Source organism: Polymorphospora rubra (assembly GCF_018324255.1).
Lineage (GTDB): Bacteria > Actinomycetota > Actinomycetes > Mycobacteriales > Micromonosporaceae > Polymorphospora > Polymorphospora rubra.
The window spans coordinates 2499178-2524926 of the sequence record NZ_AP023359.1; the positions used below are offsets into that span (position 1 = coordinate 2499178).

Below are 25749 nucleotides of genomic sequence, written 5' to 3' on the forward strand. Positions count from 1 at the left end.
CCGGCCCACATCGTAGGCGGGTATCGAGAAGCGCCGACGCGGCCGGACCGTCGCCGGTCCGGCCGCGTCGGGTCGGTGGGTCAGCCGGCCTCGACCGTGAGGCCGTCCTTGCTCTCGGCGAGGTCCACCCGGACGGTGTCGCCGTCGCGGACCGCGCCGGCGAGCAGCGCCTTCGCCAACCGGTCGCCGATCGCCGACTGGACCAGGCGGCGCAGCGGCCGGGCGCCGTAGATGGGGTCGTAGCCGTGGTCGGCCAGCCAGGTCCGGGCGTCGTCGCTGACGTCCAGGGTGAGCCGGCGGTCGGCCAGCCGCCGCCGCATCCGGGTCAGTTGGATGTCGACGATCGACCGCAGTTCGTCGCCGGTCAGCGAGGAGAAGACCACGATGTCGTCGAGCCGGTTGAGGAACTCCGGCTTGAAGTGGGTGCGGACGACCGCCAGCACCTCTTCGCGCCGCTGCTCCTCGGTCAGGGTCGGATCGGCGATCATGGCCGACCCGAGGTTGGACGTCAGGATCAGAATGGCGTTGCGGAAGTCGACCGTACGGCCCTGGCCGTCGGTGAGCCGGCCGTCGTCGAGCACCTGGAGCAGTACGTCGAAGACGTCCGGATGGGCCTTCTCCACCTCGTCGAGCAGCACCACCGAGTACGGCCGGCGGCGCACCGCCTCGGTGAGCTGGCCGCCCTCCTCGTATCCGACGTAGCCGGGCGGGGCACCGACCAGCCGGGCCACCGAGTGCTTCTCGCCGTACTCGCTCATGTCGATGCGGACCATGGCCCGCTCGTCGTCGAAGAGGAACTCGGCGAGCGCCTTGCCCAGCTCGGTCTTGCCGACGCCGGTCGGGCCGAGGAAGAGGAAGCTGCCGGTCGGCCGGTCGGGGTCGGCGATGCCGGTGCGGGCCCGGCGGACCGCGTCGGAGACCGCGGTGACGGCCTCCCGCTGGCCGATCACCCGTTCGCCGAGCGACTCCTCCATCCGCAGCAGCTTGGCGGTCTCGCCCTCCAGCAGCCGGCCGGCGGGGATGCCGGTCCAGGAGGCGACGACGGCGGCGATGTCGTCGGCGCCGACCTCCTCCTTGAGCATCGCGCCGTCGGCCTGGAGGCCGACGAGTTCGGTTTCGGCCCGCTTCAGTTCGCCCTGGAGGGTGGGGATGCGGCCGTACCGCAGTTCGGCGGCGCGTTCCAGTTCGCCGTCGCGTTCGGCGCGTTCGGCCTCGCCACCGAGGCGTTCCAGCTCCTCCTTGGCGGTGGAGATCCGGGTGATGTGGTCCTTCTCCAGGTGCCAGCGGTCGCTGAGCGCGGTCAGCTGCTCTCGCCGGTCGGCCAGTTCCTTGCGCAGCCGTTCCAGCCGCTCGGCCGAGGCGACGTCGGGCTCCTTGGCCAGCGCCATCTCCTCGATCTCCAGCCGGCGGACGGCCCGCTCGATCTCGTCGACCTCGACCGGCCGCGAGTCGATCTCCATGCGCAACCGGGAGGCGGACTCGTCGACCAGGTCGATCGCCTTGTCCGGCAGGAAGCGGTCGGTGATGTAGCGGTCGGACAGCGACGCGGCGGCGACCAGGGCGGCGTCGGTGATCCGTACGCCGTGGTGCACCTCGTAGCGCTCCTTGAGGCCACGCAGGATGCCGATGGTGTCCTCGACGGTGGGTTCGCCGACCAGCACCGGCTGGAAGCGCCGCTCCAGCGCCGGGTCCTTCTCGATGTGCGCGCGGTATTCGTCGAGGGTGGTCGCGCCGACCATGCGCAGTTCGCCGCGGGCCAGCATCGGCTTGAGCATGTTGCCGGCGTCCATCGAGCCCTCGCCCTTGCCGGCGCCGACCACGGTGTGCAGCTCGTCGAGGAACGTGATCACCTGACCGTCGCTGCCCCGGATCTCCTCCAGCACCGACTTGAGCCGCTCCTCGAACTGGCCCCGGTACTGCGCGCCGGCGACCATCGCGCCCAGGTCGAGCGAGACGAGCTTCTTGTCGCGCAGCGACTCGGGTACGTCGCCGGCGACGATCCGCTGGGCCAGGCCCTCCACGATCGCGGTCTTGCCGACGCCGGGCTCGCCGATCAGCACCGGGTTGTTCTTCGTACGCCGGGACAGCACCTGGATCACCCGGCGAATCTCGGAGTCGCGGCCGATCACCGGGTCGATCTTCCCGTCCCGGGCGCTCGCGGTCAGGTCTACGCCGTACTTCTCCAGGGCCTGGTAGGTCTGCTCCGGGTCGGCGGTGGTGACCCGCCGGTCCCCGCCGCGTACGGCCGGGAAGGCGGCGACGAGGTTCTCCTCGGTGGCGCCGGCGGCCTTGAGGGCCTGCGCGACCGCTCCGCCGACCCGGGCCAGGCCGGCGAGAAGGTGTTCGGTGGAGGTGTATTCGTCGCCGAGCGGGCGGGCGATCTGTTCGGCCGCGCCGATGGCGTTGGCGAACTCGCGGGCGAGGCTGGGCTCGGCGACGCTGGAGCCGCGGGCGGCGGGCAGGTTCTCGACCGCCCGGGCGGCGGCCCGGCGCACCTCGACGGGGTTGGCGCCGACCGCCCGCAGGAGTCCCCCGGCGGTCGAGCCCCCGGTGTCGAGCAGGGACAGCAGCAGGTGCCACGGCTCGACGGTGGCGTGCCCGCGCTGGCTGGCGATGGCGACGGCGCCGGTGATGACTTCACGGCTCTTGGTGGTAAGACGTTCGGCATTCATGGGCTCCCCTGTCAGGCGTGTCCACTGGTGACGACACAACCAGACTTGAGTCTATTCCACTCAACTTTAGAGCAGTGACACCGATCACATTTCGCCCCGGAAATCGGCACCGGGAGCTGTTGCGGCCGCGAGTACGGTGAGCGGCGTGCGAGTACGCGTAGAACAGACGACCCTGCCGGGAATCGGGGTACGTCACGACGTGGTGACCGAGTCCGGGCGCCGGGTGGGTGTGGTCTCACACCGCACCGGCCGGCGTGACCTGGTCATCTACGACGAGGAAGATCCCGACGCCTCGACCGAGGACATCCCGCTCACCGACGACGAGGCCGAGGCGCTGGCCGACATCCTGGGCGCGTCGCTGATGCTGGGACAGCTCTCCGGGCTCCGGCAGCAGGCCGCCGGGCTGCTGACCGAGCAGATCGCCATCCCGGCCGGGTCGACGTACGTCGGCCGGCCGCTCGGCGACACCAAGGCCCGGACCCGGACCAGCGCGTCGATCGTCGCCGTGCTCCGCGACCGCGACGTCATCGCCTCGCCCGGTCCCCAGTTCCGGTTCGAGGCCGGTGACGTGGTGGTGGTCGTCGGCACCCGCAAGGGGCTCGACGGCGTCACCGCGATCCTCGCCGACGGCGACCCGGCCGGCTGACCGGATGCACCACACCACCACCCTTCTGATCGAGGTCGGTGCCCTCCTCCTACTTCTCGGTCTCCTCGGCCGGATCAGCCGCCGGTTCGGCCTCTCCCCCATCCCCCTCTACCTCTTCGCCGGGCTCGCCTTCGGGCACGGCGGCCTGCTGCCACTGTCGGCCAGCGAGGAGTTCTTCGCCGTCGGCGCCGAGATCGGCGTGATCCTGCTGCTGGTCATGCTCGGCCTCGAATACACCGCCAGCGAACTCGTCGGCAACCTGCGCGCGGCCGCCCCGGCCGGCCTGGTCGACGGCGTACTCAACGCGCTGCCCGGCGCCGCGTTCGCGCTCCTGCTCGGCTGGGGCTGGGTGGCCGCCGTCGTACTGGCCGGCATCACCTGGGTCTCCTCCTCCGGCGTCATCGCCAAGGTGCTCGCCGACCTCGGCCGGCTCGGCAACCGGGAAACCCCGGTCATCCTCTCCGTCCTGGTCATCGAGGACCTGGCGATGGCGCTCTACCTACCGCTGCTGACCGCCGTACTGGCCGGCACCGGCCTGATCGGTGGCGGGATCGCGCTCGCCGTCGCGGTCTTCACCGTCGTCGTCGTGCTCGTGGTGGCGATCCGGTACGGCAACCTCATCTCGACGATGTTCTCGGCCAAGGACCCCGAGGCGCTGCTGCTCGGCGTACTCGGGCTGACCCTGCTGGTCGCCGGCGTCGCCGCGCAGCTCAACGTCTCGGCGGCGGTGGGCGCGTTCCTGGTCGGCATCGCCCTGTCCGGGCCGGTCGCCCACAACGCCACCGAGCTGCTGTCTCCGCTGCGCGACCTGTTCGCCGCCGTGTTCTTCGTCTTCTTCGGCCTGGCCACCGATCCGCGCGACATCCCGCCGGTCCTGCTGCCCGCCCTGGCGCTGGCCGTCATCACCATGGCGACGAAGGTGGTCACCGGCTACGTGGCCGCGAAACGGGTCGGGATCGCCGTACCCGGCCGGTGGCGGGCCGGGCTCGGGCTGATGCCGCGCGGCGAGTTCTCCATCGTCATCGCCGGGTTGGCGGTCGCCACGCCCGGCATCGAGCCGCAACTGGCCGCCCTCGCGACGGCGTACGTCCTGATCACCGTCGTGAGTGGACCGATGCTGGCCCGGATCCCCGACTACCCGTGGTTCAAGAAGTGGCTGGCCGGACGCAGTGCCGCCCGCCGCCGGACGGCGCTGGCCGCACCCGACTGATCCCGTACGGCCCGCGCGGGCCCGGTCACCGGTCCGCGCGGCGCTACCGCAGTCTCCGTGCGGCGCGTTACCGTTGCGCCGCAACCACTGTGCTGTCCGCGGGGCATGCTCCCCGGTCGCGAGCGGAGGGTCGACCCGTGGGCGTGGAGCAGTCGGGCTTCGCCGGTTTCGCCAACCCGGTCGACCCGTCCCCGACCGAACTGCGGGCGTGGGCCTACCAGCCCGACTCGGTCCCGCTCCAGTCGATGCCGCAGGACTGGGACCTGCTGGTCGCCGGCGACCGGCTGGTCGGCAGCCTCTTCGAACTGGCGATGGACCGCAACTGTCCGGCCCGCCGGTTCGCGCTGCACTGCCTCTACATCTACGCCGCCGACGGCATCCGCACCAACTTCCGCGCCCACCCGAAGCGGCGGCTGCGCAAGCTCGTCGAGCAGGCCGAACGGGCCGGTGACGAGCCGATGGTGAACTGGGCGCACAACTGCCGCATGCTGCTGGCCAAACCGCACCTGTTCGTTTACCACGACTGGTGCGAGGGCGGCCTGGTCCGCAGCGGCCGCCGGCTGGCCTGAGGGCCGGCCCCGGCGGGGCGGGCGGGGCGAAAACGGCAGAGCCGGGACCCCCGTGGGTCCCGGCTCCGTGTCGCCCAGGCGCGCCGGTTCAGGCCGTACGGTCGTCCCGGTTCCGCTCCAGGTGGTCGCGGGCCATCTCCTGGCCCTTGTCGACCTGACCGGCGTACTTGCCGCCGGTCCGCTCGTCCACCTTGTCGCCGGCGGTCTCGACCGCCTCCTTGGCCTTGTCGGTGCCGCCGAGCTTGTCGACGGCCTTGTCCGCCATCTCCTTGAACGAATCCGCGATCCCCATCGCAACCCCCTCCCTTGCCAACCTTTAGTCCGGATTGTGCCCTCCGAACTATTAAGGAGGTTAGTCCAGAAGATCAGATCAGGTGGCCGAACGGCTCACTCCACATCACCCGACCTGCGTGGTCGCCACACCACCAACGCCGTCGTGGTGCGGTTCGTCGGCACCAGGTCACGGCGCGGGTAGGGACCGACCGCCTCCAGCTCGGCGATCCGCCGGTAGGCGGCGGCCAACTCGGCCTCCAGCACCGCCATCCGCTCCTGCAACTGCTCGACGAGCTGCTCCAAGCCGATGATCCGCTTGATGCCGGCCAGGTTGACCCCGTCGTCCTGGCTCAGCCGCTGCACCTCGCGCAGCAGCACCACGTCCCGCACGCTGTAGCGCCGGCCGCCACCGGCGGCCCGGCCGGCCTGCACCAGCCCCAGGCGGTCGTACTGCCGCAGGGTCTGCGGGTGCATGCCGGCCATCCGCGCCGCCACAGAGATCATCAGGACCTTGGCGTCGGACGCCTCGGTAACCGAGACCACGAACTCCTCCGTCATGACAACCCCTCCCTCATGCCACGCCTCCTCGTGGAACCGTCACTCAGACCGACGCACGCGGGCGTCGATATGTTCCCGATCAGGGGGCGGAGCGAGCTTGGCGAAGTTCTCCAGCGCCTCGCGGGCCTCCTCGGACAGGTCCTTCGGCACGACCACCTCCAGCGTCACCAGCAGGTCGCCGGGCTGACCGTCCCGTCGGGTGACCCCCTTGCCCCGGGCCCGCAGCTTCCGTCCGCTCGGCGTGCCCGGCGGCACCCGCAGCGTCACCGCCCCGTCCAGGGTCGGAACCCGCAGGTCGGTGCCGACGACCGCCTCGGCGTACGAGATCTGCACGGTCAGGGTCAGATCGTCCCCGGTGCGCCCGAACAGGTCGTCGCCACGGACCTTGACCAGCACGAAGAGGTCACCGGCCGGGCCGCCGCGCTCGCCCGGCTCACCACGCCCGGCGAGCCTGATCCGCTGCCCGTCGGCCACCCCGGCGGGGAACCGGACGTTCAACGTACGGGTCTTCGTGACCCCGCCGGTGCCGTGGCACTCCGGGCACTTGTCCTCGACGATCGTCCCGACGCCCTGGCACTCCCGGCACGGCTCCGAGAAGCTGAACGACCCCTGGTTGCGGGTCACCAGCCCGGAACCCTGGCACTGCGGGCAGGTCCGGGGCTGGGTACCCGGGCGGGCGCCGTTGCCGTGGCAGGTGTCGCACACGCCCGGTGCCCGCAACGACAGCGGCAGGGTGATGCCGCGTACGGCGTCACCGAAGTCGAGCACGACCTCGGTCTCCACGTCGCGGCCCTGGGTCGGGCCCGTACGGCGGCCCGGACCGGGCCCGCCGCCACCGGAGAAGATCGAGCTGAACAGGTCGGAGAAACCGGCACCGCCGAAGCGCCGGTCGCCGCCGCCCTGCGTCGCCCCGCCGAAGAGGTCGGAGGGATCGAACGGGTAACCGCCCGGCCCACCGGGCCGGGCACCACGCCGGAACGCCCCCGACCCGAACAGCGAACGCATCTCGTCGTACTCGCCGCGCTTGCGCTCGTCGGAGAGCACGTCGTACGCCTCGGAGGCGGACTTGAACCGCTCCTCGGCCTGCGTGTTGCCCGGGTTGTGGTCCGGGTGCGACTCCCGGGCGATCTTCCGGTACGCCTTCTTGATCTCGTCGGAGGAGGCGGACTTCGAGACCCCGAGCACCGAGTAGAAGTCCTTCTCCAGCCAGTCCTTGGAACCCACCTAGTCCACCTCCCCTCGTACGTCCGTCGTCACCTGGTCACTCGGGATCGGCCACCGCTACCAGCGCCGGCCGGAGCAGCCGCTCGCCGAGCAGGTAGCCCCGACGCATCACCTCGACACAGGTCGGTTCGGTGACCTCGGCCGAGGTCAGGTGCGCGACCGCCTCGTGGCGGGTCGGGTCGAACGGGTCGCCCTTCTCGCCGAAGCCGGTCAGCCCGAACTTCCCGAGCGCCGCGGTGAGCTTCTCCGCGACGGAGCCGAACGGCCCGACCAGGTCACCGTGGTCGCGGGCCCGATCGAGGTCGTCGAGCACCGGCAGCAGCTCGGTGAGCACCGTGCCGGTGGTCTGCTCGGCGGCCACCCCGCGGTCCCGGTCGACCCGCTTGCGGTAGTTGGCGTATTCCGCCGACACCCGCTGGACGTCGCGGGTCCGCTCGTCGAGCTCGGCCCGCAGTGCCTCCAGTTCGGCCCCCAGCGGCCTGGCCTCGGCGGCCGGCGTGGGTGCGTCGACGACGGGGGCGGTGGTCTCCTCGACGGTCTCCGCCACCTCGCCGACCAGGACCTCGCCCTCGGCGGCCGGACGCTCGGCGTCGTCGCCGGAAGCCGGATCCTCGCTCGCCGAGGCCTCACCGCTCGCGGTGTCCTCGACGACCGATTCCTCGGCTGCCCGGGTGCCGTCGCCCGCCGGCCCGGCCTCGGCCTTGGCCGCCGGCCTCGGCTCGCCGTCCGCCGGCTGCCCGGCGGCGGCCTCCTTGCCGGCGGCGGGTTGCCCCGCGCCACCGGTGGGATCGATCTTTCGCTTGTCACGGATGACGACCCGCTCGGCGGTACGGCCGTCGGCCTCGCCGCCGGACGCGGAGCCACCCGGCGCCGACCCTGATGCCGGGGCGGCGGCTCGTGGCTGGTCCGTCATTCGGTTACCTCGCTCCGTTCGACTGTGCGGTGGACGCTGCGACGACGGGTCACTTCTTGCCCTTGTCCTCGTCGACGATCTCGGCGTCCACCACGTCGTCGGCACCCGCCGACGGGCCACCCGCGGCACCGGCACCGGCACCGCCCGGCGCCTCACCGGCACCCGCCGACGCACCCTGCTCGGCCTGCTGTGCGTAGAGCAGCGAACCGGCCTGCTGCGACACCTGGGCCAGCTTCTCGTGTGCCGACTTGATCTTCTCCAGGTCGGAGCCGCCGAGGGCGCCACGCAGGTCACCGAGCGCGTCGTTGATCTGGTCGCGGGACTCGGCCGGAAGCTTGTCGCCGCTCTCGGCGAGGAACTTCTCGGTCTGCCACTGGAGCTGCTCGGCCAGGTTGCGGGTCTCCGCCTCCTCGCGCCGCCGCTTGTCCTCGTCGGCGTGGTCCTGGGCGTCGCGCATCATCCGCTCGATGTCGTCCTTCGGCAGCGCCGAGCCGCCGGTGATCGTCATCGACTGCTCCTTGCCGGTGCCGAGGTCCTTGGCGTTGACGTGGACGATGCCGTTGGCGTCGATGTCGAACGTCACCTCGACCTGCGGCACGCCGCGCGGCGCCGGCGGGAGGCCGGTCAGCTCGAAGGTGCCGAGCTTCTTGTTGTAGGCCGCGATGTCGCGCTCACCCTGGAAGACCTGGATCAGCACCGACGGCTGGTTGTCGTCGGCCGTGGTGAAGACCTCGGAGCGCTTGGTCGGGATGGTGGTGTTGCGCTCGATGAGCTTGGTGAAGATGCCGCCCTTGGTCTCGATGCCCAGGCTCAGCGGGGTCACGTCGAGCAGCAGGACGTCCTTGACCTCGCCCTTGAGCACACCGGCCTGCAGCGCGGCACCGACGGCGACGACCTCGTCGGGGTTGACGCCCTTGTTGGGGTCGCGGCCGATGAGCTGCTTGACCAGGTCGGTGACGGCCGGCATCCGGGTGGAGCCGCCGACGAGGATGACGTGGTCGATGTCGGACACCTTGACGCCGGCGTCCTTGACGGCCTGCTCGAACGGGCCCTTGGTGCGGTCGAGCAGGTCCTGCGTCATGCGCTGGAACTCGGCCCGGGTCAGGGTGACGTCGAGGTGCAGCGGCGCGGACGGGGCACCGTCGGCGCCGGCCGGGCCGGCCGTGATGTACGGCAGGTTGATGTTGCTGGTCGACGCGGCGGACAGCTCGATCTTGGCCTTCTCGGCGGCCTCACGCAGCCGCTGCATGGCCATCTTGTCCTGCGACAGGTCGACGCCGTGCTGGCCGCGGAACGTCTTGACCAGGTGGTCGATGATCCGCTCGTCCCAGTCGTCGCCGCCGAGGTGGTTGTCACCGCTGGTCGACTTGACCTCGATGACGCCCTCGGCCAACTCGAGCAGCGAGACGTCGAAGGTGCCGCCGCCGAGGTCGAAGACCAGAACGGTCTGCTCCTTGGAGCCCTTGTCCAGGCCGTACGCCAGCGCCGCCGCGGTCGGCTCGTTGACGATCCGCAGCACGTTGAAGCCGGCGATCTCACCGGCCTCCTTGGTGGCCTGACGCTGCGCGTCGTTGAAGTACGCCGGAACGGTGATCACCGCGTCGGTGATCTGCTCGCCCATGTACGCCTCGGCGTCCCGCTTGAGCTTCATCAGCGTGCGCGCCGAGATCTCCTGCGGGGTGTACTTCTTGCCGTCGATGTCGACGGACCAGCTGGAGCCGATCTCACGCTTGACCGAACGGATGGTCCGGTCGGGGTTGGTCACCGCCTGGCGCTTGGCGACCTCACCGACGAGCACCTCGCCGTTACGCGCGAACGCCACGATCGAGGGCGTGGTGCGGGAGCCCTCGGCGTTGGCGATGACGGTGGGCTCACCACCCTCGAGAACGCTGACGCAGGAGTTCGTCGTGCCGAGGTCGATGCCGACCGCACGTGCCATCTTTGCTTCCTCACTTCACTGGTTGACACAAGTTGAGTGGACCGGACTCAATAGTGCCACGATCGCCGGCAGCGTCAAGTTGGCATTGAGTCGGGCAGACGCAACTCTGGGTCGACGGACCCCGCCTGACCACCCGGTACGCCGATCGGCCGCGGTCCGGCCCAGGGCGGTTCATGTTGTGACTGGTGCACGGATCAGGCACCCTTTTATCCGTGACGACGCAGGGTGACCCGGCCACCGATCCCGGCGTGCCCGTCGTTCCGGAGCCGCCCGAGGACGCCGTCGGGACGCCGACCGGCACCACCAGCGTGAATGATCCCGAAAAACCGGACTTGCCGGCCGAGAACCCCCCGGACGAAAGCCCCGATCCGGAGCCTGCCGAGGCGACGGCCGACGATGTGACCACGAACACCTCGGCCCTTCCGGACGCCCTGACCCGACTGCGCACCGTGATCGATTCGTCGGCCTACCCGCTGGTCCTGCCCTCCGCCGACGACGCGCGGCGGGTCGGCGGCGCCCTCGTCACGCAGCTCGACGACTACCTGCTGCCCCGGCTGGCCCGGCTCGACGCACCGCTGCTGGTCGTCGTCGGCGGCTCCACCGGCGCCGGCAAGTCGACCCTGGTCAACAGCATCGTCCAGGCCCGGGTCACCGCCTCCGGCGTGCTGCGGCCCACCACCCGGTCACCGGTCCTGGTCGCCAACCCCGCCGACACCACCTGGTTCCGCCAGGGCGACCTGCTGCCCGGCCTGACCCGCACCACCGAACCCGGCGACGACCCCGGCACCCTGCAACTGGTCGCCGCCCCCGCGCTGCCCCCGGGCCTCGCCTTCCTCGACGCCCCCGACATCGACTCCGTCGTCGACGCGAACCGGGCCCTGGCCGGCCAACTCCTCGCCGCCGCGGACCTGTGGCTGTTCGTCACCACCGCGGCCCGCTACGCCGACGCGGTCCCCTGGGAACTGCTGCGCACCGCGCGGCTGCGCGGCACCGTGATCGCCCTGGTCCTCGACCGGGTACCGCCGGAGGCCGGTGACGAGGTGGCCGCCCACCTGTCCGAGATGCTCGCCGCCCACGACCTCGCGGCGGCACCGCTGTTCGTCCTGCCCGAGACCGAGGTCGACGGCCAAGGGCTGCTGCCGTACCAGGTCACCGAACCGCTGCGGGACTGGTTCCAGCAGCTCGCCGGCGACGCCGCCGCCCGCGCCGCGGTGGTCCGGCAGACCCTCGACGGCGCCCTCGCCGCCCTCGCGCCCGCCGTCACCACGCTGGCCGACGCCGCCGACGACCAGGCGGCCGCCGCCGGTGTCCTCGACGAACGGGTACGCACCTCCTACCGCGCCGCCCGGCGCACCTTCGAGGAAGGGCTCAAGGACGGCCGGCTGCTCCGTGGCGAGGTGCTCGCCCGCTGGCAGGAGTACATCGGGACCGGCGAGTTCTTCCGCACCCTGGAGGCCCGCGTCGGCCGGATCCGGGACCGGCTGGTCGCCGCGCTGACCGGTCGCCCCGCCCCCGCGAGCCAGCTGCAGACCGCGATCGAGTCCCAACTGGTGACCCTCGTACGCGGAGTCGCGGCCGACGCCGCCGAGCACGCGTACGGCGGCTGGCAGTCGCACCCGGCCGGCGCGGCGCTGCTCGAACCCGAACTGGGCCGGCCGGGGCCCGACCTGCCGCAGCGGGCCGAACGGATGGTCCGCGACTGGCAGCGTGGCGTACTCGAACTGGTCCGCGCCGAAGGCGGCGACAAGCGGTTCGTCGCCCGCAGCGCCGCGTACGCGGTCAACGCCACCGGACTCGCCGTCATGATCGCGGTGTTCGCGTCGACCGCCTTCATCCCGACCGGGCTGGAGGTGGCCGCCGGCGCCGGCACCACCGTGGCCGCCCAGAAGGTGCTCGAGGCGGTCTTCGGCGACCAGGCGGTCCGGAACATGGCCAACCGGTCCCGAAAGGACCTCCTGGACCGGCTGGAGAAGCTGCTCGACGCCGAGGCGGCCCGCTACCTCGTCCGGATCCGTGCGGTCGGCCCCGACCCCGGCGAGGAACTGCGCCGGGCGGCGGCCGACGTCGAGACCGCCCGCACCGCCGCCGGCCTGACCGCCGACGCACCGTTCACGCTGCCCGGGGCCGCCCGGTGAGCGCAGCGACGGGCCGGTCGGTCGGCGACCTCGTCGGGAAGGTACGGGACCGGCTCCGCGGTGACCGGCGGGTCGACCCCGACGCCCTGCTGGCCCGGGTCGGTGCGGTCGAACGGTTCGTCCGGGCCACCACCGACCACGTGCCCGAGGACCGGCTCGGCGCCGCCCACACCCTGATCGAACGCGCCGGGGCCCGGCTTGCACTGTCCCGCGACCACACGGTGGTGGCCCTGGCCGGCGCGACCGGCAGCGGCAAGTCCAGCCTCTTCAACGCCCTGGCCCGGCTCGACCTGTCGCCGGTCGGCGTACGCCGGCCGACCACCGGCGTCGCGCACGCCTGCGTGTGGGGTCCGCTGGAGGGCGCGAACCGGCTGCTGGACTGGATCGGGGTGCTGCCCCGCCACCGGTTCGTCCGGGAGAGCGCGCTCGACGGCGACGACGAGGCGGCCCTGCACGGGCTGGTGCTGCTCGACCTGCCCGACTTCGACTCCGTCGAACGGGCGCACCGGCTGGAGGTCGAACGCCTGCTCGGCCTGGTCGACCTGGTGGTCTGGGTCGTCGACCCGCAGAAGTACGCCGACCGGGTGGTGCACACCGGCTACCTGCGCGGCTTCCAGCAGCACCGCGACGTCACCGTCGTGGTGCTCAACCAGGCCGACCGGCTGCCCCCGGCGGACCTGCCCGTGGTCCTCGACGACCTGCGCCGGCTCCTCGACGCCGACGGCCTCGACGGGGTGCCGGTCCTCGCCACGTCGGCGGTCGACCCGGCGGCAACGACCGACCTGCGCGGCATCCTGGAGACCACCGTCGCGCAGCGGCAGGCCGCCCTGCGCCGGCTCGCCGGCGACGTCGACGCCGTGACCGCCGGACTGGCCGACCTGATCGGGCCGCCGGCGGCCGAGGACGACGTCGACCGCAACACGGTCCGGGAACTGACCGACGCGCTCGCCGCCTCGGCCGGTGTACCGGCGGTCGCCGAGGCGACCGGGCAGGCGTACCGGCACCGGGCCGCCGCCTCCACCGGGTGGCCGGTCGTCCGGGGCTGGCGGCGGCTGCGGCCCGACCCGCTGCGCCGCCTGCATCTGCCCGGCCCCGGCACGCCGGAGGCCGACGACGAGACCGCGCCGACCCCGCTGACCTCGGTCCCCGACCCGACCGCCGCGCAGCGCTCCGCGGTCGGGCTCGCCGTCCGCGCCGTCGCCGCGAAATCCAGCGCCGCCCTTCCGGCACCGTGGCCGGCGGCCGTCACCACCGCCGCCCGGTCCCGGCTCGGCGACCTGCCCGACGCGCTCGACCGCGCGGTGGCCGGCACCGACCTCGGCGTCGGCGGTCGCCCGGTGTGGTGGCGGCTCGTCGGCGGGCTCCAGTGGCTGGTCACCCTCGCCGCCGTCGCCGGCCTCGGCTGGCTCCTGGTGGGCTACGCGGTACGGATCCTGCAACTGCCCGCCCTCGAATACCCGATGCTCGGCGCGGTGCCGCTGCCGACCGCGCTGCTGCTCGGCGGTCTGCTGCTCGGGGTGCTCGTCGCGCTGGCCGTGCGGCCCCTGACGTCCTTCGCCGCCCGCCGGGCCCGGGCCTGGGCGGAGAGCCGGCTCCGGGCCGCCGTCGCGGAGGTCGGCCGGGAACACGTGGTCGCGCCGGTCCGGTCGGTGCTCCAGGCGTACGCCCAGGCCCGGGAGGCACTGGCCGCCGCCGGGCGCTGACCCCCGTACGGGGGACATCGACGGTCCGCCGGGCCGTCGCTCCTGATACCCGGCGGGCCCTCGCGGGCGTAGGGTCGATCCATGGCCACGCCCAAGACCCCCTACGACGCGGTGCTCGCCGCGGCCCGCGACGTGACCAAGCTCGACTGTGCCCTCGATGCCGAGATGCTCGGCACGGCGCTGCTCGGCAGCGTCTACGCGGTCGCCGAGGAGGACCGGGCCACCGCGATCCGCGACTTCGTCACCGGGTTCCTCGCGGCCACCTCCCGCCGACGGACGGCCGCGGCCACCACGATCCGCAACGTCTTCGCCACTCTGGTGCCCGACGCCGCCGGGGCGGCGGCGGTCAAGCCGGGTACCCAGGCGCCGCCGTGGTCACCGCACCTCGGCAAGGTACGACTCACCGGCAGCTACGCCTACGGCGACGTGTACGGCGACCAGACGTCCTACCTCGCGACCTTCGCGTACGACGACGCCGAGGCGGGCGGCCCGGAGCACGCCGTCGTCGCCCTCGTCGACCACAACATCGGCATCACCAAGGACGTGTTCGTCGGCGGTCCCGCCGAACGGATCCTCGGCCAGGTACGGCAGATGTGCGCCGACGACGAGTTGACCTGGTTCCGCGACGAGGACCCGCGCCGGCTGCGCGGCGAGGTCGCCCGGCACCTGGTGATCACCGACGAGCTCGGCGACCTGCCCGCGGAAGGGTCGCTGGCCACCGACCGGGCACTTGTCGGTGCCCGGCTGGCGCTCCTGCCTGCGCCCGCGCTGGCGGCGGTCGAGGAGATCCCGGAACTGTCCACCGACGAACGCACCGCCCTCGTCCGCGACTTCCTGAACTCTCCGGAGGCGGCCCGCTTCGGGTTGCACGAGGTGCCCGAGGCCGACCTGGCCTCGCTGCACTTCTGCATCAGCCTGGTGCTCGACCACGGCGCCTCGTTCCCGGACGCCGACCCGATGCGGTGGAGCCCCGCGGTCGCCGGACTCTTCCTGCTCGACTGGGTGCACCGGCGGGCGGTGCTCGACATGGACGACGCCGCGATGCTGCCCCGGGTGGTGCGCGGCTGGGCGGCGTACGCCACCCGGCGGCGGGCCCTGCCCGCCCAGGCGGCGACGCAGACCGACTCCGCGATCGACGACATGATCCCGGAGTTCGTCCGGCTCTATACCACCGGCGAGCGGCGCAGCCCGGCCACCGCCGCGGTCGCGCAGCTCATCGCCGACGGCATCGATCCCGACGACCCGGACGCCCTGGAGGCCTGGATCGAGGCGAACCGGCAGCGGCTCGGCGGGGAGGAACCGGCCTGACCGACCCGTCCGCCGGTCGCCGCCCGGCGGACGGGGAACGGGCCGGGGTCAGCCGACGCAGAACTCGTTGCCCTCCGGGTCGGCGAGGGTGATCCAGGTCTGCGGCCCCTGCCGGCCGTCCCACAGTCGGCGGGCGCCGAGCTGGATCAGCCGCTCCACGACCTCTTCCCGGCGGTCCGGGCCGGGACGCAGGTCGAGATGCACCCGGTTCTTCGCGGTCTTGGCCTCGGGCACGGTCTGGAAGAGGAGCCGGCCGCCGAGTCCGATCCCGGTCTTGCCGTCGACGGGTGCCGCCGGGTCGCGGATGGCGGCGGCACCGCGCCAGCTCAGCACGCCGCCGACGGTGGTGACGTCGGCATCGGTGACCATGCCACCGTCCAGCAGCCCGCGGATCATGGCCGAGTTGTCCTCGACCACGTATTCGAGCGCCTCGGCCCAGAAGGCGGCCAGCCGGTGCGGATCCTCGGCGTCGAAGGTGATCTGGTAGCCCACAGTCATACCCGGACGTTATCCAGCACGCCCGACATTCCCCGGAGTATCCGCTACCGCTCCGTCGATCAAGGGGATGTATCACCCGAACCGGCACGGCGATCGCGCAACTACTCCTTGATCAACGTGCCTGGCCCGCGCGAAGCCCGGCCTCCCGGGCGGCGGTCCCGAGCCGCCCGGAAGGCCGGGGGTCAGGACGGGACGACCAGGTGCAGGCGGCGGGTGGCGGTGCCGATGGTGACCCGCTGGCCCCAGGCCATCGTCAGATGGTCGGCCTCGACGCCGTCGGCGAAGACGACCAGGCGCTCACCTTCGGCGGTCAACTCGATCGACTCGCCGGCAGCGAGCCGGCCGCCGGTCAGTTCGACCCCGGTCGCCGGCGACGGCCACGCCTCCCGGACGAACCAGCACAGTGCCTCGTCGGCCGGACCGGGCAGCACCGGCCCGCCCGGCCGTTCCCGGGCGATCGACGCGCACCAGCCGGTCGCCCCGGTGCCGGAGCCGACCACCACCCCGGACGACGAGTGCCGTTCCCGCCGGCCACCGGGGGTGCCGAGGACGTACCGGGCGGACTGGTGCGACGGGTGCCCGACGTACACCTCGTTCAGGCCGACCAGGTCCTGGCCGTCGTCGAGGACGGCCCGGACCATGGTCCGGGCCTGCACGGCGGCACGGCCGGCGGCCACCGCCGGCAGCAGCCGGGCGACGGCGGCCGGGGCGAACCGCACGAGTACGCCGGCGTTGCGGCCCGGCTCCGGGTCGACGCCGACGACGGGCTGCCGGTCGAGGTACTTGGCGACGTTGGCGACCAGCCCGTCCTGGCCGACCGCGACCACGATGTCCTCCGGTGCGAACAGGAACCGGGCCAGGTCGTCGCGGTCGACGTGACCGCGCCGCCAGTCGGCCGGGATGGCGGCGCCGACCGCGGTCAGCGCCGCGTGCAGTGCGTCGTGGCGGGCCGCGACCTCGTCCAGGTCCCGGCCCCGCTGCCGCAGGTAGAAGCCGGCCGCCGCCCGGGTGCCGTGCCGGACCAGCAACTCGTCCAGTTCGCTGCGCCGGCTGACCACGACCACCCGGGGAGCGAGGGTGCCGCTCACCGGTCCACCCCGGCCCGGCCGGCCCGCCCCTCCTCGGGTCGGCCGGGCGGTTCCTTCCCGGGGCGCCCGGGGCAAGTTCATCCCGGGACCACGGGGTGCCCTCATCGCGGGCCACCGAGGCGGGCGAGCAGGTCGGTGAGCATGTCCGGGGTCACGGTGAGTTGGTTGATCGCCGGCAACTGGCCGGCGAGTTCCTTGACCGCGAGGGCCTGGAGCACACCGGGCGGCAGGTCCGCGTACGCGGCCAGCTTCGCCGACTCGGCCTCGGCCTCGGCCAGCCCGACCGCCCGTACGCCGTCCGCCCGGGCGCCAGCGAGGGTGCGTTCCTTGTCGGCCTCGGCGGCGGCGAGCACCCGGGCCCGCTCGGCGGCGGCGGTGTTGGCGACCTTCTCCCGCTCGGCCTTGCCCTGCGCGGCGGCGAGTTCGGCGGCGGCGGCCAGTTCGATCTTGCGGCGGTCGTTGGCGCCCCGCTGCTCGACCAGTTGCTGCTCCCGGCGGGCCAGCTCGATCTTGTTCTGCATCTCGTTCTCAGCGATGGCCCGCTCCTGCTCGACCGCCTGGGCCCGGCGGGCGTAGGTCGCGCGGTCCGACTCGACCTGCACCGCCTCCCGGGTCGGCGTCTGGAGGGCACGCTCCATCTCCGGCTCGGGCCGGACCGCGACGACCCGGGCACTGACGACGGCCACCCCGATGTCGTCGAGACGCGGCTCGGCGCGCAGGGCGGCGGACACCGCCTCCCGGACCGGGGCGATGTTGGTCAACGCCTCGGCCAGCGGCACCCGGGCGAGCAGGTCGAGGGCGGGCTGCTGGGCGAGTTCGGCGAGCAGCGTGGCGACCTGGTCGAGCGGCCGGGACCGCGCGGTCCCGTTACGCGGGTCGACCGAGAAGTCGAGCCGGGTGGCAGCCACCGCCGGGTCGGCGACCCGGTACGTGACGGTCGCCTGCACGGTGACGTCGGCGAAGTCGCCGGTCCGGGCGTGGAAGAGCAGGGGCAGTTCGCGGTCGTCGATCGGCACCTCGCTGAGCACCGACACGAGCGGGCGATACCAGTAGGACTGACCGATGCCCTCGTGCCGGATCTTGCCGTTGACGAGGTGCCGGACCCAGGAGGTGGGGGCGCCACGCAGGTGGCGCAGGAACAGGCGGCTGGTCACGTCGGCCATCTCGAACCTCTTTTCGTCCTACCGACGATAATCCCGGTGATAAGTTGTCGTCAAGGTGGTGATAAATCACATGAGCGAGTATCCGCCGTTCGCCGTGACCGTCGACCTCGTCGTCCTGACCATCCGCGCCGACGGACTGGCCGTACTGCTGGTCCGGCGCGGAGTGCCGCCCCACGAGGGCGCGTGGGCGCTCCCCGGCGGCTTCGTACGCCTCGACGAGGACCTGCCCCGGGCCGCCGAACGCGAACTCGCCGAGGAGACTGGGCTGACCGGCGCCGCCACCCACCTGGAACAACTCGGCACGTACGGCACACCGCACCGCGACCCGCGCGGCCGGGTGGTCACCGTCGCCTACCTGGCGCTGCTACCCGACCTGCCCGCCCCGATCGCCGGCACCGACGCCGCGGGAGCCGAATGGCTGCCGGTGGCCCGGGTCAGGAAGCTCGCCTTCGACCACGACCGGATCCTCGCCGACGGCCTCGAACGGGCCCGCGCCAAGCTCGAATACTCCCCGCTGGCCACCGCCTTCTGCCCGCCCGAGTTCACCGTCGCGCAACTGCGGGCCGTCTACGAGACGGTCTGGGAAACCCGGCTCGACCCCCGCAACTTCCACCGGAAGGTCACCGGGACTCCGGGGTTCCTGGTGCCGGTCGGACGGGCGACGGAGGGCGAACGCGGCCGCCCCGCCCAGGTATTCCGCCGTGGCCCGGCGACCGCCCTGCATCCCCCGATGCTCCGCCCCACCACCGACCGCTGACCTCTTCGGGTCAACCGCGTTTGGCGTATGACGGTCGGCCGGCTCACGCCGAGAAGGTCCGCCGCCTGCTGCGTGGTCAGGGTCTGCGTGCGCAGCGCGACGGTCACCGCGAGTCCCTCGCGCAGCGCGGCGACCACCTGGCGAAGCACCTGGTAGACCTCGGCCGGGAGTTCGGTCTGGCCGGCCGGGGCCGCCCCCGCCAGGTAGTAGGGCGCAGGCACGGCAGCGTCACGGCCCGCCGCCTCGTGCGCTTCCATGAAGTCGTGAATCCGGGCGATCCCACCTGCCGGGTCCGGCAGATACGTCTCCGGTCGGGCAGCAACTCCTCGCCTGAGGCGATGCTGGCACACGGCCTCATCTAGTGCGGGTGTCGTCACCGAGCCCATCTACGGCGTGGTCGTCACCAAAGACCTGGTCGCCCCGCCCCAGGCCCCGCCCCGACAACCCCAAACCCGCTGACGAGGTGCGCGTGGGAGGGGTTATCCGGCCGGAACAACGCCTCCCACGCGCATCTCGTCCCGCGGCATCCCCGTCCGCCGCCCCACTCCCGGCGTGATATGCGCCGAACGTCCGTCATGGGCAGAGGGTGGGCGGGGTTCCGTTGTTGATCTGGGCGTCAGCCACCTTATCCCGTGCGTATTAGGTGGTTTTTGCCCAGATCAACAACGGAACCCCGCGAGCAGCCGGCGACAAACTACGCATTGGCCGTCATTCGCCTATCCGTAGGCCCCGCGCCAGCGCGCCGACGGCGGGCAGAGCACCCGGGCTCCCTCGACCGCAACGGCCCGCAGACCGAAACTCCCCGACGAAGCCGAGAGCGAAGGGGGTTTGATGATTGGTGCAGCCCTACGGGTTGGGGCCGGAACCGCCAGAGACCTGCGGCGAGGGGTAGCCGGTTGGGGTCGGGGCGTACTGAGAAGGTGGCGGGGCGTACCCGGGGCGGGTGGGACCGGGGAACGGCGGTGCCGGCTCGTCGGACTCGGGGGCGGCCAACGCCTCCAGGCCGCGGCTGATGCCGATCCCGCCCAGAATCGCCAGCGCCGGCACGACGCCGTACGCGATCCAGCGCGGCGCACCCTCCAGGGTCAGATAGAAATTGATCGCGGCGAGCAGGACGACCGCGAGGACGGTGCCCGCCACCCCACCGCGCCGACCGAAGACGCTGACGCCGCCGAGCAGCACCGCGCCGACGACGAGGGCGAGCTGGCCGAGGTCGACACCGCCGTTGACGACCCGGAGCTGGTTGGCGGTCACGATGCCGGCGAGGGCGGCGAGCACGCTGGAGCCGGTGAAGCCGACCACGGCGCCGAGCAGGCGGGTCAGCCGCCAGCTGGGCACCGGGTCGCCGGAAATCCGGTTGGTGGCGAGCAGCGCGCGCACCTTCGGCAGCAGCCAGAGCAGGCCACCGCCGATCGAGACGACGATGAAGAGCACCGCCCAGAGAAGCGTCGTACCCCTGCCGGGCGGCCCGCCGGCGGGGATCGCGAGCGACCGTCCGTCGACCATGGCCAGGGCGATCGCCTGCGTCAGGATCAGCCCGCCGAGCGAGACCGCCCAACTCGGTGCGGTGGTGAGCCCGGTGACCAGGCCGAGGAATGCTCCGGAGACGAGCAGCACGAGTACGGCGACCAGCCCGGCGGGAATCGCCGCCCACCCGCCGTCCGCCACGAGCTTCGCGTAGACCACCCCGGCCAGCGTGGCCTGGCCGATGACGGCCAGGTTGGGAGTGGCCGTACGCAGCGAGAGGGCGAACGCGGACGCGAGCAGGCCCAGCGCCGCGATGCCGTACCAGATGTTGCCGCCACGGAAGAGCGGCACCTGGACGGCGATGACACCGACCGTGACGACCGTGACGAGCAGCAGTACGGCTTCCCAACCGACGGCGAGGACGGCGTACGGGGGCGGCGACGGGTGGCGGGGGCCACCGGGGGAAGCTCACGGTTCCTCCTCGGCGCGGGCTGGTACGACGATCGCATCGACGCTAACCGGGCCCCGCAAGGCTCGGAACTACGGATCAGCGCCTGACCGGCCAGGTGGCGGGCCGTCCGCCCGGCGCCCCGGAGCCGGTACGCGGTGTCCAGCGACCGGCCTCGTCGCGGCCCGTGGGCCGGGGCCGGGCGTACGGGCGTCGGTGTCGCGCGGGCCGGTGGTGCGTGACGGCGCCGGTCGCCGATCCCGCTCACCGGACGACGCGGTCGCCGTCGGCCGGACCGTCGGCCGCCCGGTCCGCGTCGGCTCCGGCGTGGGCGTCGATGTGGGCTCCGGTGTAAAGGTGGGTTCAGGCGTCGGAGACGGCCCGGAGGTGGGTTCAGGCGTCGGAGACGGCCCGGAAGTGGGCTCAGTCGTCGGAGACGGGGTGCCGGTCGGGTCCGCACTCGCGGTGGGCGTCGGGCTCGGGCACCCGGTCGGCGTCACCGACGGCGTCGGGCGGGGCGTGGTGGGTCGGGTCGTCGGCCGGGGCACCGTCGGGTTGGGGAAGAAGCTGGTCTTCTCCGGTGTCGGGCGGACCGTCGGCCGGGGACGGACCCGCTCGGACTGCGTACGCCGGGGCTTTGCCTTGCCGGAGCGGTGCGGGCCGGGTGCGTGGTGGCGGCTGGTCGGGGCGACCGGGTCACCGAACCCGACCAGCGGTGGGCGGTCCGGGTCGAGGGTGGGCGTCGGCAGCGGTACGACCACCACCGGGCCCCCGGACGGGTGGCCGAGGAACGGGCCGCCGCCGGGCTGCGCGGTCCCCCCGACGGTGGTGGGGCCGGCGCCGAGTGCCGCGATGATCGGGAGCGACGCCATCACGCCGAGCGAGGCGACGATGAGCACGTACCGGCGGGTGGGGCCGGAGAGCCCTTCGGCCCGGTGTGTTCCCCGTAGCCACCGGTGGCTGCCCGGTGTCCCGTCGAGACGCCGGTGCCGAAACGGGGGCGGGGGCGGCGGTTCGTCATGGCGGTCCGGCACGGCCGAACTCCTCGTCCGTAGGCGACATCCACCGAGCGGGCGAGAGGGAGGTTCGCCCGGGACGGCCTTCCAAGCAGGGTGACGAAGTCACGCACCGTCCGCCACTCCTGCACGGTGTGTCAACGTGCCAAGTTCTGGGTCGGTTACCTACTCACGACGGGAAATACGTACATGTCCCCCGAACAGGCCCGGACAGTCAAGGTCATCGAGGCCGTACTGTAATCACGCTCACCTCCTCTGCGAATATGGACCCGACGGCAACGCGGCCGTGGCCTCCCGCACACCAGCGGTGGGCGCGGCCCGGTGTCGGCACTCCCGGGCCGGGTTCCGCCAGAACCCGGTCTACGCCGCGCGGCAACCCCCACCGGGGCTAGGCGTGGCACCGAGAGTCTGCTCCGACACGAGTCGGCAGGCGCCACAGCTGCGCGGTCGGGTCACCCCCCGTTGCCGACGCACCTTATGAACAGGGAGAGACCGATGGCGAAGGGCGAACGCGGGACCACCACCCGCGGGACCACCACCCGCGGTAGAACGGCCGCCTCCAGGCGGTCCGGTTCTACGGCCGGTCGGCCGGATCCTGAGCTGATCCAGCTACTCACCCCGGAAGGGGACCGGATCGAGTCGGTGACCGGGCCGGACGGGGTCGAATACCGGGTCGACTTCACCGACGCCGAATACCGCGAGATCTACCGGGACCTCGTCGTCGTACGCAAGCTCGACGCCGAGGCCACGGCGCTCCAGCGCCAGGGTGAGCTGGGCCTGTGGGCGAGCCTGCTGGGGCAGGAGGCCGCGCAGGTCGGCTCGGGACGGGCACTGCGCCCGCAGGACATGGCGTTCCCGACCTACCGCGAGCACGGCGTGCTCTACTGCCGGGGAATCGACCCGATCATGCCGTTGGGTCTCTTCCGCGGTGTCGACCAGGGCGGCTGGGACCCCAACGAGTACAAGTTCAACATGTACACGATCGTCATCGGCGCCCAGACGCTGCACGCCACCGGCTACGCGATGGGCGTGACGATGGACGGCAAGACCGGCGGCGACGACAGCGAGGCGGTCATCGCCTACTTCGGTGACGGGGCCAGCTCGCAGGGCGACGTCAACGAGGCCTTCGTCTGGGCCAGCGTCTTCAACGCCCCACTGGTCTTCTTCTGCCAGAACAACCAGTACGCGATCTCCCAGCCGCTGGAGCGGCAGACCCGTATCCCGCTCTACCAGCGGGCGTCCGGCTTCGGGTTCCCCGGCATCCGGGTCGACGGCAACGACGTGCTGGCCAGTTACGCGGTGACCCGTGCGGCGCTCGACAACGCGCGGCACGGACAGGGGCCGACCCTGATCGAGGCGTACACCTACCGGATGGGTGCCCACACCACCTCCGACGACCCGACCCGCTACCGGATCGCCAGCGAGGTCGAGGCGTGGCAGGCCAAGGACCCGATCACCCGGGTACGGGCGTTCCTGGAGCGCCAGAAGATCGCCGACGCCGACTTCTTCGCCGAGGTCGACGAGGCGGCCCGGCGTGAGGCGGTGCACCTGCGCGAACGGGTGCTGTCGATGCCCGACCCGCAGCCGCTGTCGCTTTTCGATCACGTCTATCCGGGTGGTTCACCCGAACTGGACGAGCAGCGCGCTGAATTCGGCCGTTACCTGGAGTCGTTCGAGGGGAGTGCGCACTGATGGCCACCGAGACCCTCAGCATGGGCAAGGCGCTCAACACCGGACTGCGCCGGGCGCTGGACGACGACCCCAAGGTCATCATCATGGGCGAGGACGTCGGCAAGCTCGGCGGCGTCTTCCGGATCACCGACGGCCTGCAGAAGGACTTCGGCGGCGACCGGGTCATCGACACCCCGCTCGCCGAGTCCGGCATCATCGGCACCGCCGTCGGTCTGGCGATCCGCGGCTACCGGCCGGTGTGCGAGATCCAGTTCGACGGGTTCGTCTACCCCGCGTACGACCAGATCGTGTCGCAGGTGGCGAAGATGCACTACCGGTCGCGGGGCAAGCTCGCCCTGCCGATCGTCATCCGGATCCCGTTCGGTGGCGGCATCGGCGCGGTCGAGCACCACTCCGAGTCCCCGGAGGCGTACTTCGCCCACACCTCCGGTCTGAAGGTCGTCTCCTGCTCGTCGCCGCAGGACGCGTACACGATGATCCGGCAGTCGATCGCCTCCGACGATCCGATCGTCTTCCTGGAGCCGAAGCGGCGGTACTGGGAGAAGGGGCCGGTCGACACCGAGGCGGACTACCCGTTGCACGCCTCCCGGGTGGTGCGGCCCGGCACCGACGCCACGGTCCTGGCGTACGGCCCGATGGTGCGTACCGCGCTCGACGCCGCCACCGCAGCGGCCGAGGACGGTCGCGAGCTGGAGGTCATCGACCTGCGCACGCTGTCCCCGCTCGACCTGGCCCCGGTCTTCGACTCGGTACGACGCACCGGCCGTTGCGTGGTGGTCCACGAGGCGCCGTCCAACGTCGGCCTCGGTGCGGAGCTCGCCGCCCGGATCACCGAGAAGTGCTTCTACTCCCTGGAGGCACCGGTGCTACGGGTGACCGGTTTCGACACCCCCTACCCGGCGAGCCGGGTGGAGGAGGACTACCTGCCCGACCTCGACCGGGTGCTCGACGCCGTCGACCGCACCTTCGGCTGGTGACCGCGATGACCAGGGTCAAGGAGTTCAACCTGCCCGACCTGGGCGAAGGGCTGACCGAGGGCGAGATCCTCAAGTGGCTGGTCTCGGTCGGCGACACGATCGAGTTGAACCAGCCGATCGTCGAGGTCGAGACGGCGAAGGCGGCGGTCGAGATCCCGGCGAAGTGGGCCGGCCAGGTGCGGGCGATCTTCCACGACGAGGGCACCGTGGTCGAGGTCGGCACTCCGATCATCTCGATCGACACCGACCCGGGCGCCGGTGAGCTGCCGGAGCCGTCCGCCGAATCGCTCGCGGCCGTGCAGGTGGCGCCCGCCGAGGGCATGGTGGAGCCGGGGATGACCGGCGGTCACAGCCCGGGCGGGCGCACCGCCGTGCTGGTCGGCTACGGACCGCGTACCGCGGCCGCCAAGCGACGCCCGCGTAAGGCCGCGGGTGCGCCGGCGGCGGCAGCTCCGGCCCCGACCGCTCCGGCGGCACCGACGATGCCCATGATGCCGGCTGTGCCGACCGTGCCGGCGAGGCCGGCCGCGCTGGCGGCGTCGAACGGGTCGGCGGCGCCGGCGGCCGGAGTGCTCGCCAAGCCGCCGGTCCGCAAGCTGGCCCGCGATCTCGGCGTCGACCTGGCCGGGCTGACCGGCTCCGGTCCGCAGGGGTCGATCACCCGCGACGACGTACACCTCGCGGCGGCCGGGGCGGCGGCGCCGGAGGCTCCGGCGGTCGGCCAGGCCATGGCGGCGCCGTCGTTCGGGCCGGACCGCGAGCAGCGGATCCCGGTGAAGGGCGTGCGGAAGATCACAGCGGCGAACATGGTGGCGTCGGCGTTCACGGCACCGCACGTCACGCTGTTCCACACCGTCGACATGACCCGCTCGATCAAGGCCCTGGACCGGCTGCGGGCCCTTCCGCAGTGGCGGGACACCCGGGTATCGCCCCTGCTCCTGGTGGCCAAGGCGGTGCTGCTCGCGGCCGCCCGGCACCCGATGGTCAACTCGACCTGGGCCGGCGACGAGATCGTGGTCAAGGAGTACGTCAACCTCGGCATCGCGGCCGCCACCGACCGCGGCCTGATCGTGCCCAACATCAAGGACGCCGGCCGGCTGACCCTGCACGAGCTGGCCGAGGCGATGACCGGCCTGGTACGGACCGCGAAGGCGGGCCGGACCAGCCCGGCGGACATGACCGGCGGAACCTTCACGATCACCAATGTCGGGGTCTTCGGGGTCGACACCGGCACGCCGATCCTGCCTCCGGGTGAATCCGCGATCCTGGCGTTCGGCGCGGTGCGTGAGACGCCGTGGATGCACAAGGGCAAGATCCGGCCCCGGCAGGTCACCACGCTGGGCCTTTCGTTCGACCACCGGATCATCGACGGGGAGTTGGGTGCACGGTTCATCCGTGACGTCGGTGATTTCCTGACCGACCCGGAGGCGACCCTGTTGGCCTGGACCTGATCAGGCCGGCCCGGGCCTGACCGGGTTGGCCCGGACCTGACC

20 protein-coding genes are annotated in these 25749 nt (G+C 72.4%); 10 read left to right on the forward strand and 10 right to left on the reverse strand.

The window, feature by feature from the left end; all coding sequences use genetic code 11:
- Window positions 1-80 precede the first annotated feature (80 nt).
- A complete protein-coding gene (clpB, locus tag Prubr_RS11590; protein WP_212824768.1) occupies window positions 81-2672 on the reverse strand; it encodes an ATP-dependent chaperone ClpB in 2592 nt (863 codons plus the stop codon).
- A 145-nt stretch (window positions 2673-2817) separates the two neighbouring features.
- Between clpB and Prubr_RS11595 the strand changes: the two genes are divergently transcribed.
- The 3 genes from Prubr_RS11595 to Prubr_RS11605 all read left to right on the forward strand — a co-directional run bounded on the left by Prubr_RS11595 (window position 2818) and on the right by Prubr_RS11605 (window position 5097).
- Window positions 2818-3318: a cation:proton antiporter regulatory subunit gene (locus Prubr_RS11595; RefSeq protein WP_212824770.1), complete on the forward strand. Its 501-nt coding sequence runs from the start codon at window positions 2818-2820 to the stop codon at window positions 3316-3318.
- Between the two features lie 4 nt (window positions 3319-3322).
- A complete protein-coding gene (locus Prubr_RS11600; protein WP_212824772.1) occupies window positions 3323-4528 on the forward strand; it encodes a cation:proton antiporter in 1206 nt (401 codons plus the stop codon).
- A 137-nt stretch (window positions 4529-4665) separates the two neighbouring features.
- Window positions 4666-5097, forward strand: a complete 432-nt coding sequence (locus tag Prubr_RS11605; protein WP_212824775.1) for a hypothetical protein — start codon at window positions 4666-4668, stop codon at window positions 5095-5097.
- An 88-nt stretch (window positions 5098-5185) separates the two neighbouring features.
- On the opposite strand, the gene Prubr_RS11610 is transcribed toward Prubr_RS11605, so the two are convergent.
- The 5 genes from Prubr_RS11610 to dnaK all read right to left on the reverse strand — a co-directional run bounded on the left by Prubr_RS11610 (window position 5186) and on the right by dnaK (window position 10004).
- On the reverse strand, window positions 5186-5389 hold the full coding sequence (locus tag Prubr_RS11610) for an antitoxin (protein WP_212824777.1): 204 nt from the start codon (window positions 5387-5389) through the stop codon (window positions 5186-5188).
- A gap of 95 nt (window positions 5390-5484) precedes the next feature.
- Window positions 5485-5928, reverse strand: a complete 444-nt coding sequence (locus Prubr_RS11615; RefSeq protein WP_212824779.1) for a heat shock protein transcriptional repressor HspR — start codon at window positions 5926-5928, stop codon at window positions 5485-5487.
- Between the two features lie 39 nt (window positions 5929-5967).
- On the reverse strand, window positions 5968-7152 hold the full coding sequence (gene dnaJ / locus Prubr_RS11620; RefSeq protein ID WP_212824782.1) for a molecular chaperone DnaJ: 1185 nt from the start codon (window positions 7150-7152) through the stop codon (window positions 5968-5970).
- 37 nt (window positions 7153-7189) lie between these two features.
- Window positions 7190-8065 (reverse strand): nucleotide exchange factor GrpE, encoded by an 876-nt coding sequence (gene grpE / locus Prubr_RS11625; protein ID WP_212824784.1) that lies wholly within the window; start codon window positions 8063-8065, stop codon window positions 7190-7192.
- A 49-nt stretch (window positions 8066-8114) separates the two neighbouring features.
- Window positions 8115-10004, reverse strand: coding sequence for a molecular chaperone DnaK (dnaK, locus tag Prubr_RS11630; protein WP_212824786.1), 1890 nt, complete (start codon window positions 10002-10004; stop codon window positions 8115-8117).
- A 212-nt stretch (window positions 10005-10216) separates the two neighbouring features.
- Between dnaK and Prubr_RS11635 the strand changes: the two genes are divergently transcribed.
- The 3 genes from Prubr_RS11635 to Prubr_RS11645 all read left to right on the forward strand — a co-directional run bounded on the left by Prubr_RS11635 (window position 10217) and on the right by Prubr_RS11645 (window position 15150).
- On the forward strand, window positions 10217-12139 hold the full coding sequence (locus Prubr_RS11635; protein ID WP_425518006.1) for an ABC transporter: 1923 nt from the start codon (window positions 10217-10219) through the stop codon (window positions 12137-12139).
- Window positions 12136-13842, forward strand: a complete 1707-nt coding sequence (locus Prubr_RS11640; RefSeq protein ID WP_212824788.1) for a GTPase family protein — start codon at window positions 12136-12138, stop codon at window positions 13840-13842. Before Prubr_RS11635 ends, Prubr_RS11640 begins: the two co-directional genes overlap by 4 nt.
- 81 nt (window positions 13843-13923) lie before the next feature.
- Window positions 13924-15150 (forward strand): hypothetical protein, encoded by a 1227-nt coding sequence (locus Prubr_RS11645; RefSeq protein WP_212824790.1) that lies wholly within the window; start codon window positions 13924-13926, stop codon window positions 15148-15150.
- Between the two features lie 48 nt (window positions 15151-15198).
- Here the strand turns inward: Prubr_RS11645 and Prubr_RS11650 are convergent, their stop codons facing one another.
- The 3 genes from Prubr_RS11650 to Prubr_RS11660 form a co-directional block, all read right to left on the reverse strand.
- The gene (locus tag Prubr_RS11650) at window positions 15199-15648 is read right to left on the reverse strand and encodes a VOC family protein (RefSeq protein ID WP_212824792.1); all 450 of its coding nucleotides are present in this window, start codon (window positions 15646-15648) and stop codon (window positions 15199-15201) included.
- Window positions 15649-15830: 182 nt separating this feature from the next.
- A complete protein-coding gene (locus Prubr_RS11655) occupies window positions 15831-16736 on the reverse strand; it encodes a diacylglycerol kinase catalytic domain-containing protein (RefSeq protein WP_246568577.1) in 906 nt (301 codons plus the stop codon).
- A gap of 101 nt (window positions 16737-16837) precedes the next feature.
- Complete coding sequence (locus Prubr_RS11660; RefSeq protein WP_212824796.1) at window positions 16838-17899, reverse strand: SPFH domain-containing protein; 1062 nt, start codon at window positions 17897-17899, stop codon at window positions 16838-16840.
- Between the two features lie 70 nt (window positions 17900-17969).
- On the opposite strand from Prubr_RS11660, the gene Prubr_RS11665 reads away from it, so the two are divergent.
- Window positions 17970-18656: an NUDIX hydrolase gene (locus Prubr_RS11665; protein ID WP_212824798.1), complete on the forward strand. Its 687-nt coding sequence runs from the start codon at window positions 17970-17972 to the stop codon at window positions 18654-18656.
- Window positions 18657-19502: 846 nt separating this feature from the next.
- On the opposite strand, the gene Prubr_RS11670 is transcribed toward Prubr_RS11665, so the two are convergent.
- Window positions 19503-20474 carry an ABC transporter permease gene (locus Prubr_RS11670; RefSeq protein WP_212824800.1) on the reverse strand — a complete coding sequence of 324 codons (972 nt, stop codon included), beginning with the start codon at window positions 20472-20474 and terminating at the stop codon, window positions 19503-19505.
- A 1608-nt stretch (window positions 20475-22082) separates the two neighbouring features.
- Between Prubr_RS11670 and pdhA the strand changes: the two genes are divergently transcribed.
- Genes pdhA through Prubr_RS11685 form a run of 3 tightly spaced genes read left to right on the forward strand, consistent with a single transcriptional unit; the run spans window position 22083 to window position 25707 of the window.
- Window positions 22083-23279 (forward strand): pyruvate dehydrogenase (acetyl-transferring) E1 component subunit alpha, encoded by a 1197-nt coding sequence (gene pdhA / locus Prubr_RS11675; RefSeq protein WP_212824802.1) that lies wholly within the window; start codon window positions 22083-22085, stop codon window positions 23277-23279.
- Window positions 23279-24256 carry an alpha-ketoacid dehydrogenase subunit beta gene (locus tag Prubr_RS11680; RefSeq protein ID WP_212824804.1) on the forward strand — a complete coding sequence of 326 codons (978 nt, stop codon included), beginning with the start codon at window positions 23279-23281 and terminating at the stop codon, window positions 24254-24256. The genes pdhA and Prubr_RS11680 overlap by 1 nt, the downstream gene beginning before the upstream one ends.
- Window positions 24257-24261: 5 nt before the next feature.
- Window positions 24262-25707 (forward strand): dihydrolipoamide acetyltransferase family protein, encoded by a 1446-nt coding sequence (locus Prubr_RS11685; RefSeq protein WP_212824806.1) that lies wholly within the window; start codon window positions 24262-24264, stop codon window positions 25705-25707.
- Window positions 25708-25749: the final 42 nt, after the last annotated feature.

Bases quoted from the DNA above. Each gene is read 5' to 3' on its own strand.
- clpB (WP_212824768.1), bottom strand. From the start codon at position 2,672: ATGAATGCCGAACGTCTTACCACCAAGAGCCGTGAAGTCATCACCGGC.
- Prubr_RS11600 (WP_212824772.1), top strand. From the start codon at position 3,323: ATGCACCACACCACCACCCTTCTGATCGAGGTCGGTGCCCTCCTCCTA.
- Prubr_RS11610 (WP_212824777.1), bottom strand. From the start codon at position 5,389: ATGGGGATCGCGGATTCGTTCAAGGAGATGGCGGACAAGGCCGTCGAC.
- Prubr_RS11615 (WP_212824779.1), bottom strand. From the start codon at position 5,928: ATGACGGAGGAGTTCGTGGTCTCGGTTACCGAGGCGTCCGACGCCAAG.
- grpE (WP_212824784.1), bottom strand. From the start codon at position 8,065: ATGACGGACCAGCCACGAGCCGCCGCCCCGGCATCAGGGTCGGCGCCG.
- dnaK (WP_212824786.1), bottom strand. From the start codon at position 10,004: ATGGCACGTGCGGTCGGCATCGACCTCGGCACGACGAACTCCTGCGTC.
- Prubr_RS11645 (WP_212824790.1), top strand. From the start codon at position 13,924: ATGGCCACGCCCAAGACCCCCTACGACGCGGTGCTCGCCGCGGCCCGC.
- Prubr_RS11650 (WP_212824792.1), bottom strand. From the start codon at position 15,648: ATGACTGTGGGCTACCAGATCACCTTCGACGCCGAGGATCCGCACCGG.
- Prubr_RS11660 (WP_212824796.1), bottom strand. From the start codon at position 17,899: ATGGCCGACGTGACCAGCCGCCTGTTCCTGCGCCACCTGCGTGGCGCC.
- Prubr_RS11665 (WP_212824798.1), top strand. From the start codon at position 17,970: ATGAGCGAGTATCCGCCGTTCGCCGTGACCGTCGACCTCGTCGTCCTG.
- pdhA (WP_212824802.1), top strand. From the start codon at position 22,083: ATGGCGAAGGGCGAACGCGGGACCACCACCCGCGGGACCACCACCCGC.
- Prubr_RS11680 (WP_212824804.1), top strand. From the start codon at position 23,279: ATGGCCACCGAGACCCTCAGCATGGGCAAGGCGCTCAACACCGGACTG.
- Prubr_RS11685 (WP_212824806.1), top strand. From the start codon at position 24,262: ATGACCAGGGTCAAGGAGTTCAACCTGCCCGACCTGGGCGAAGGGCTG.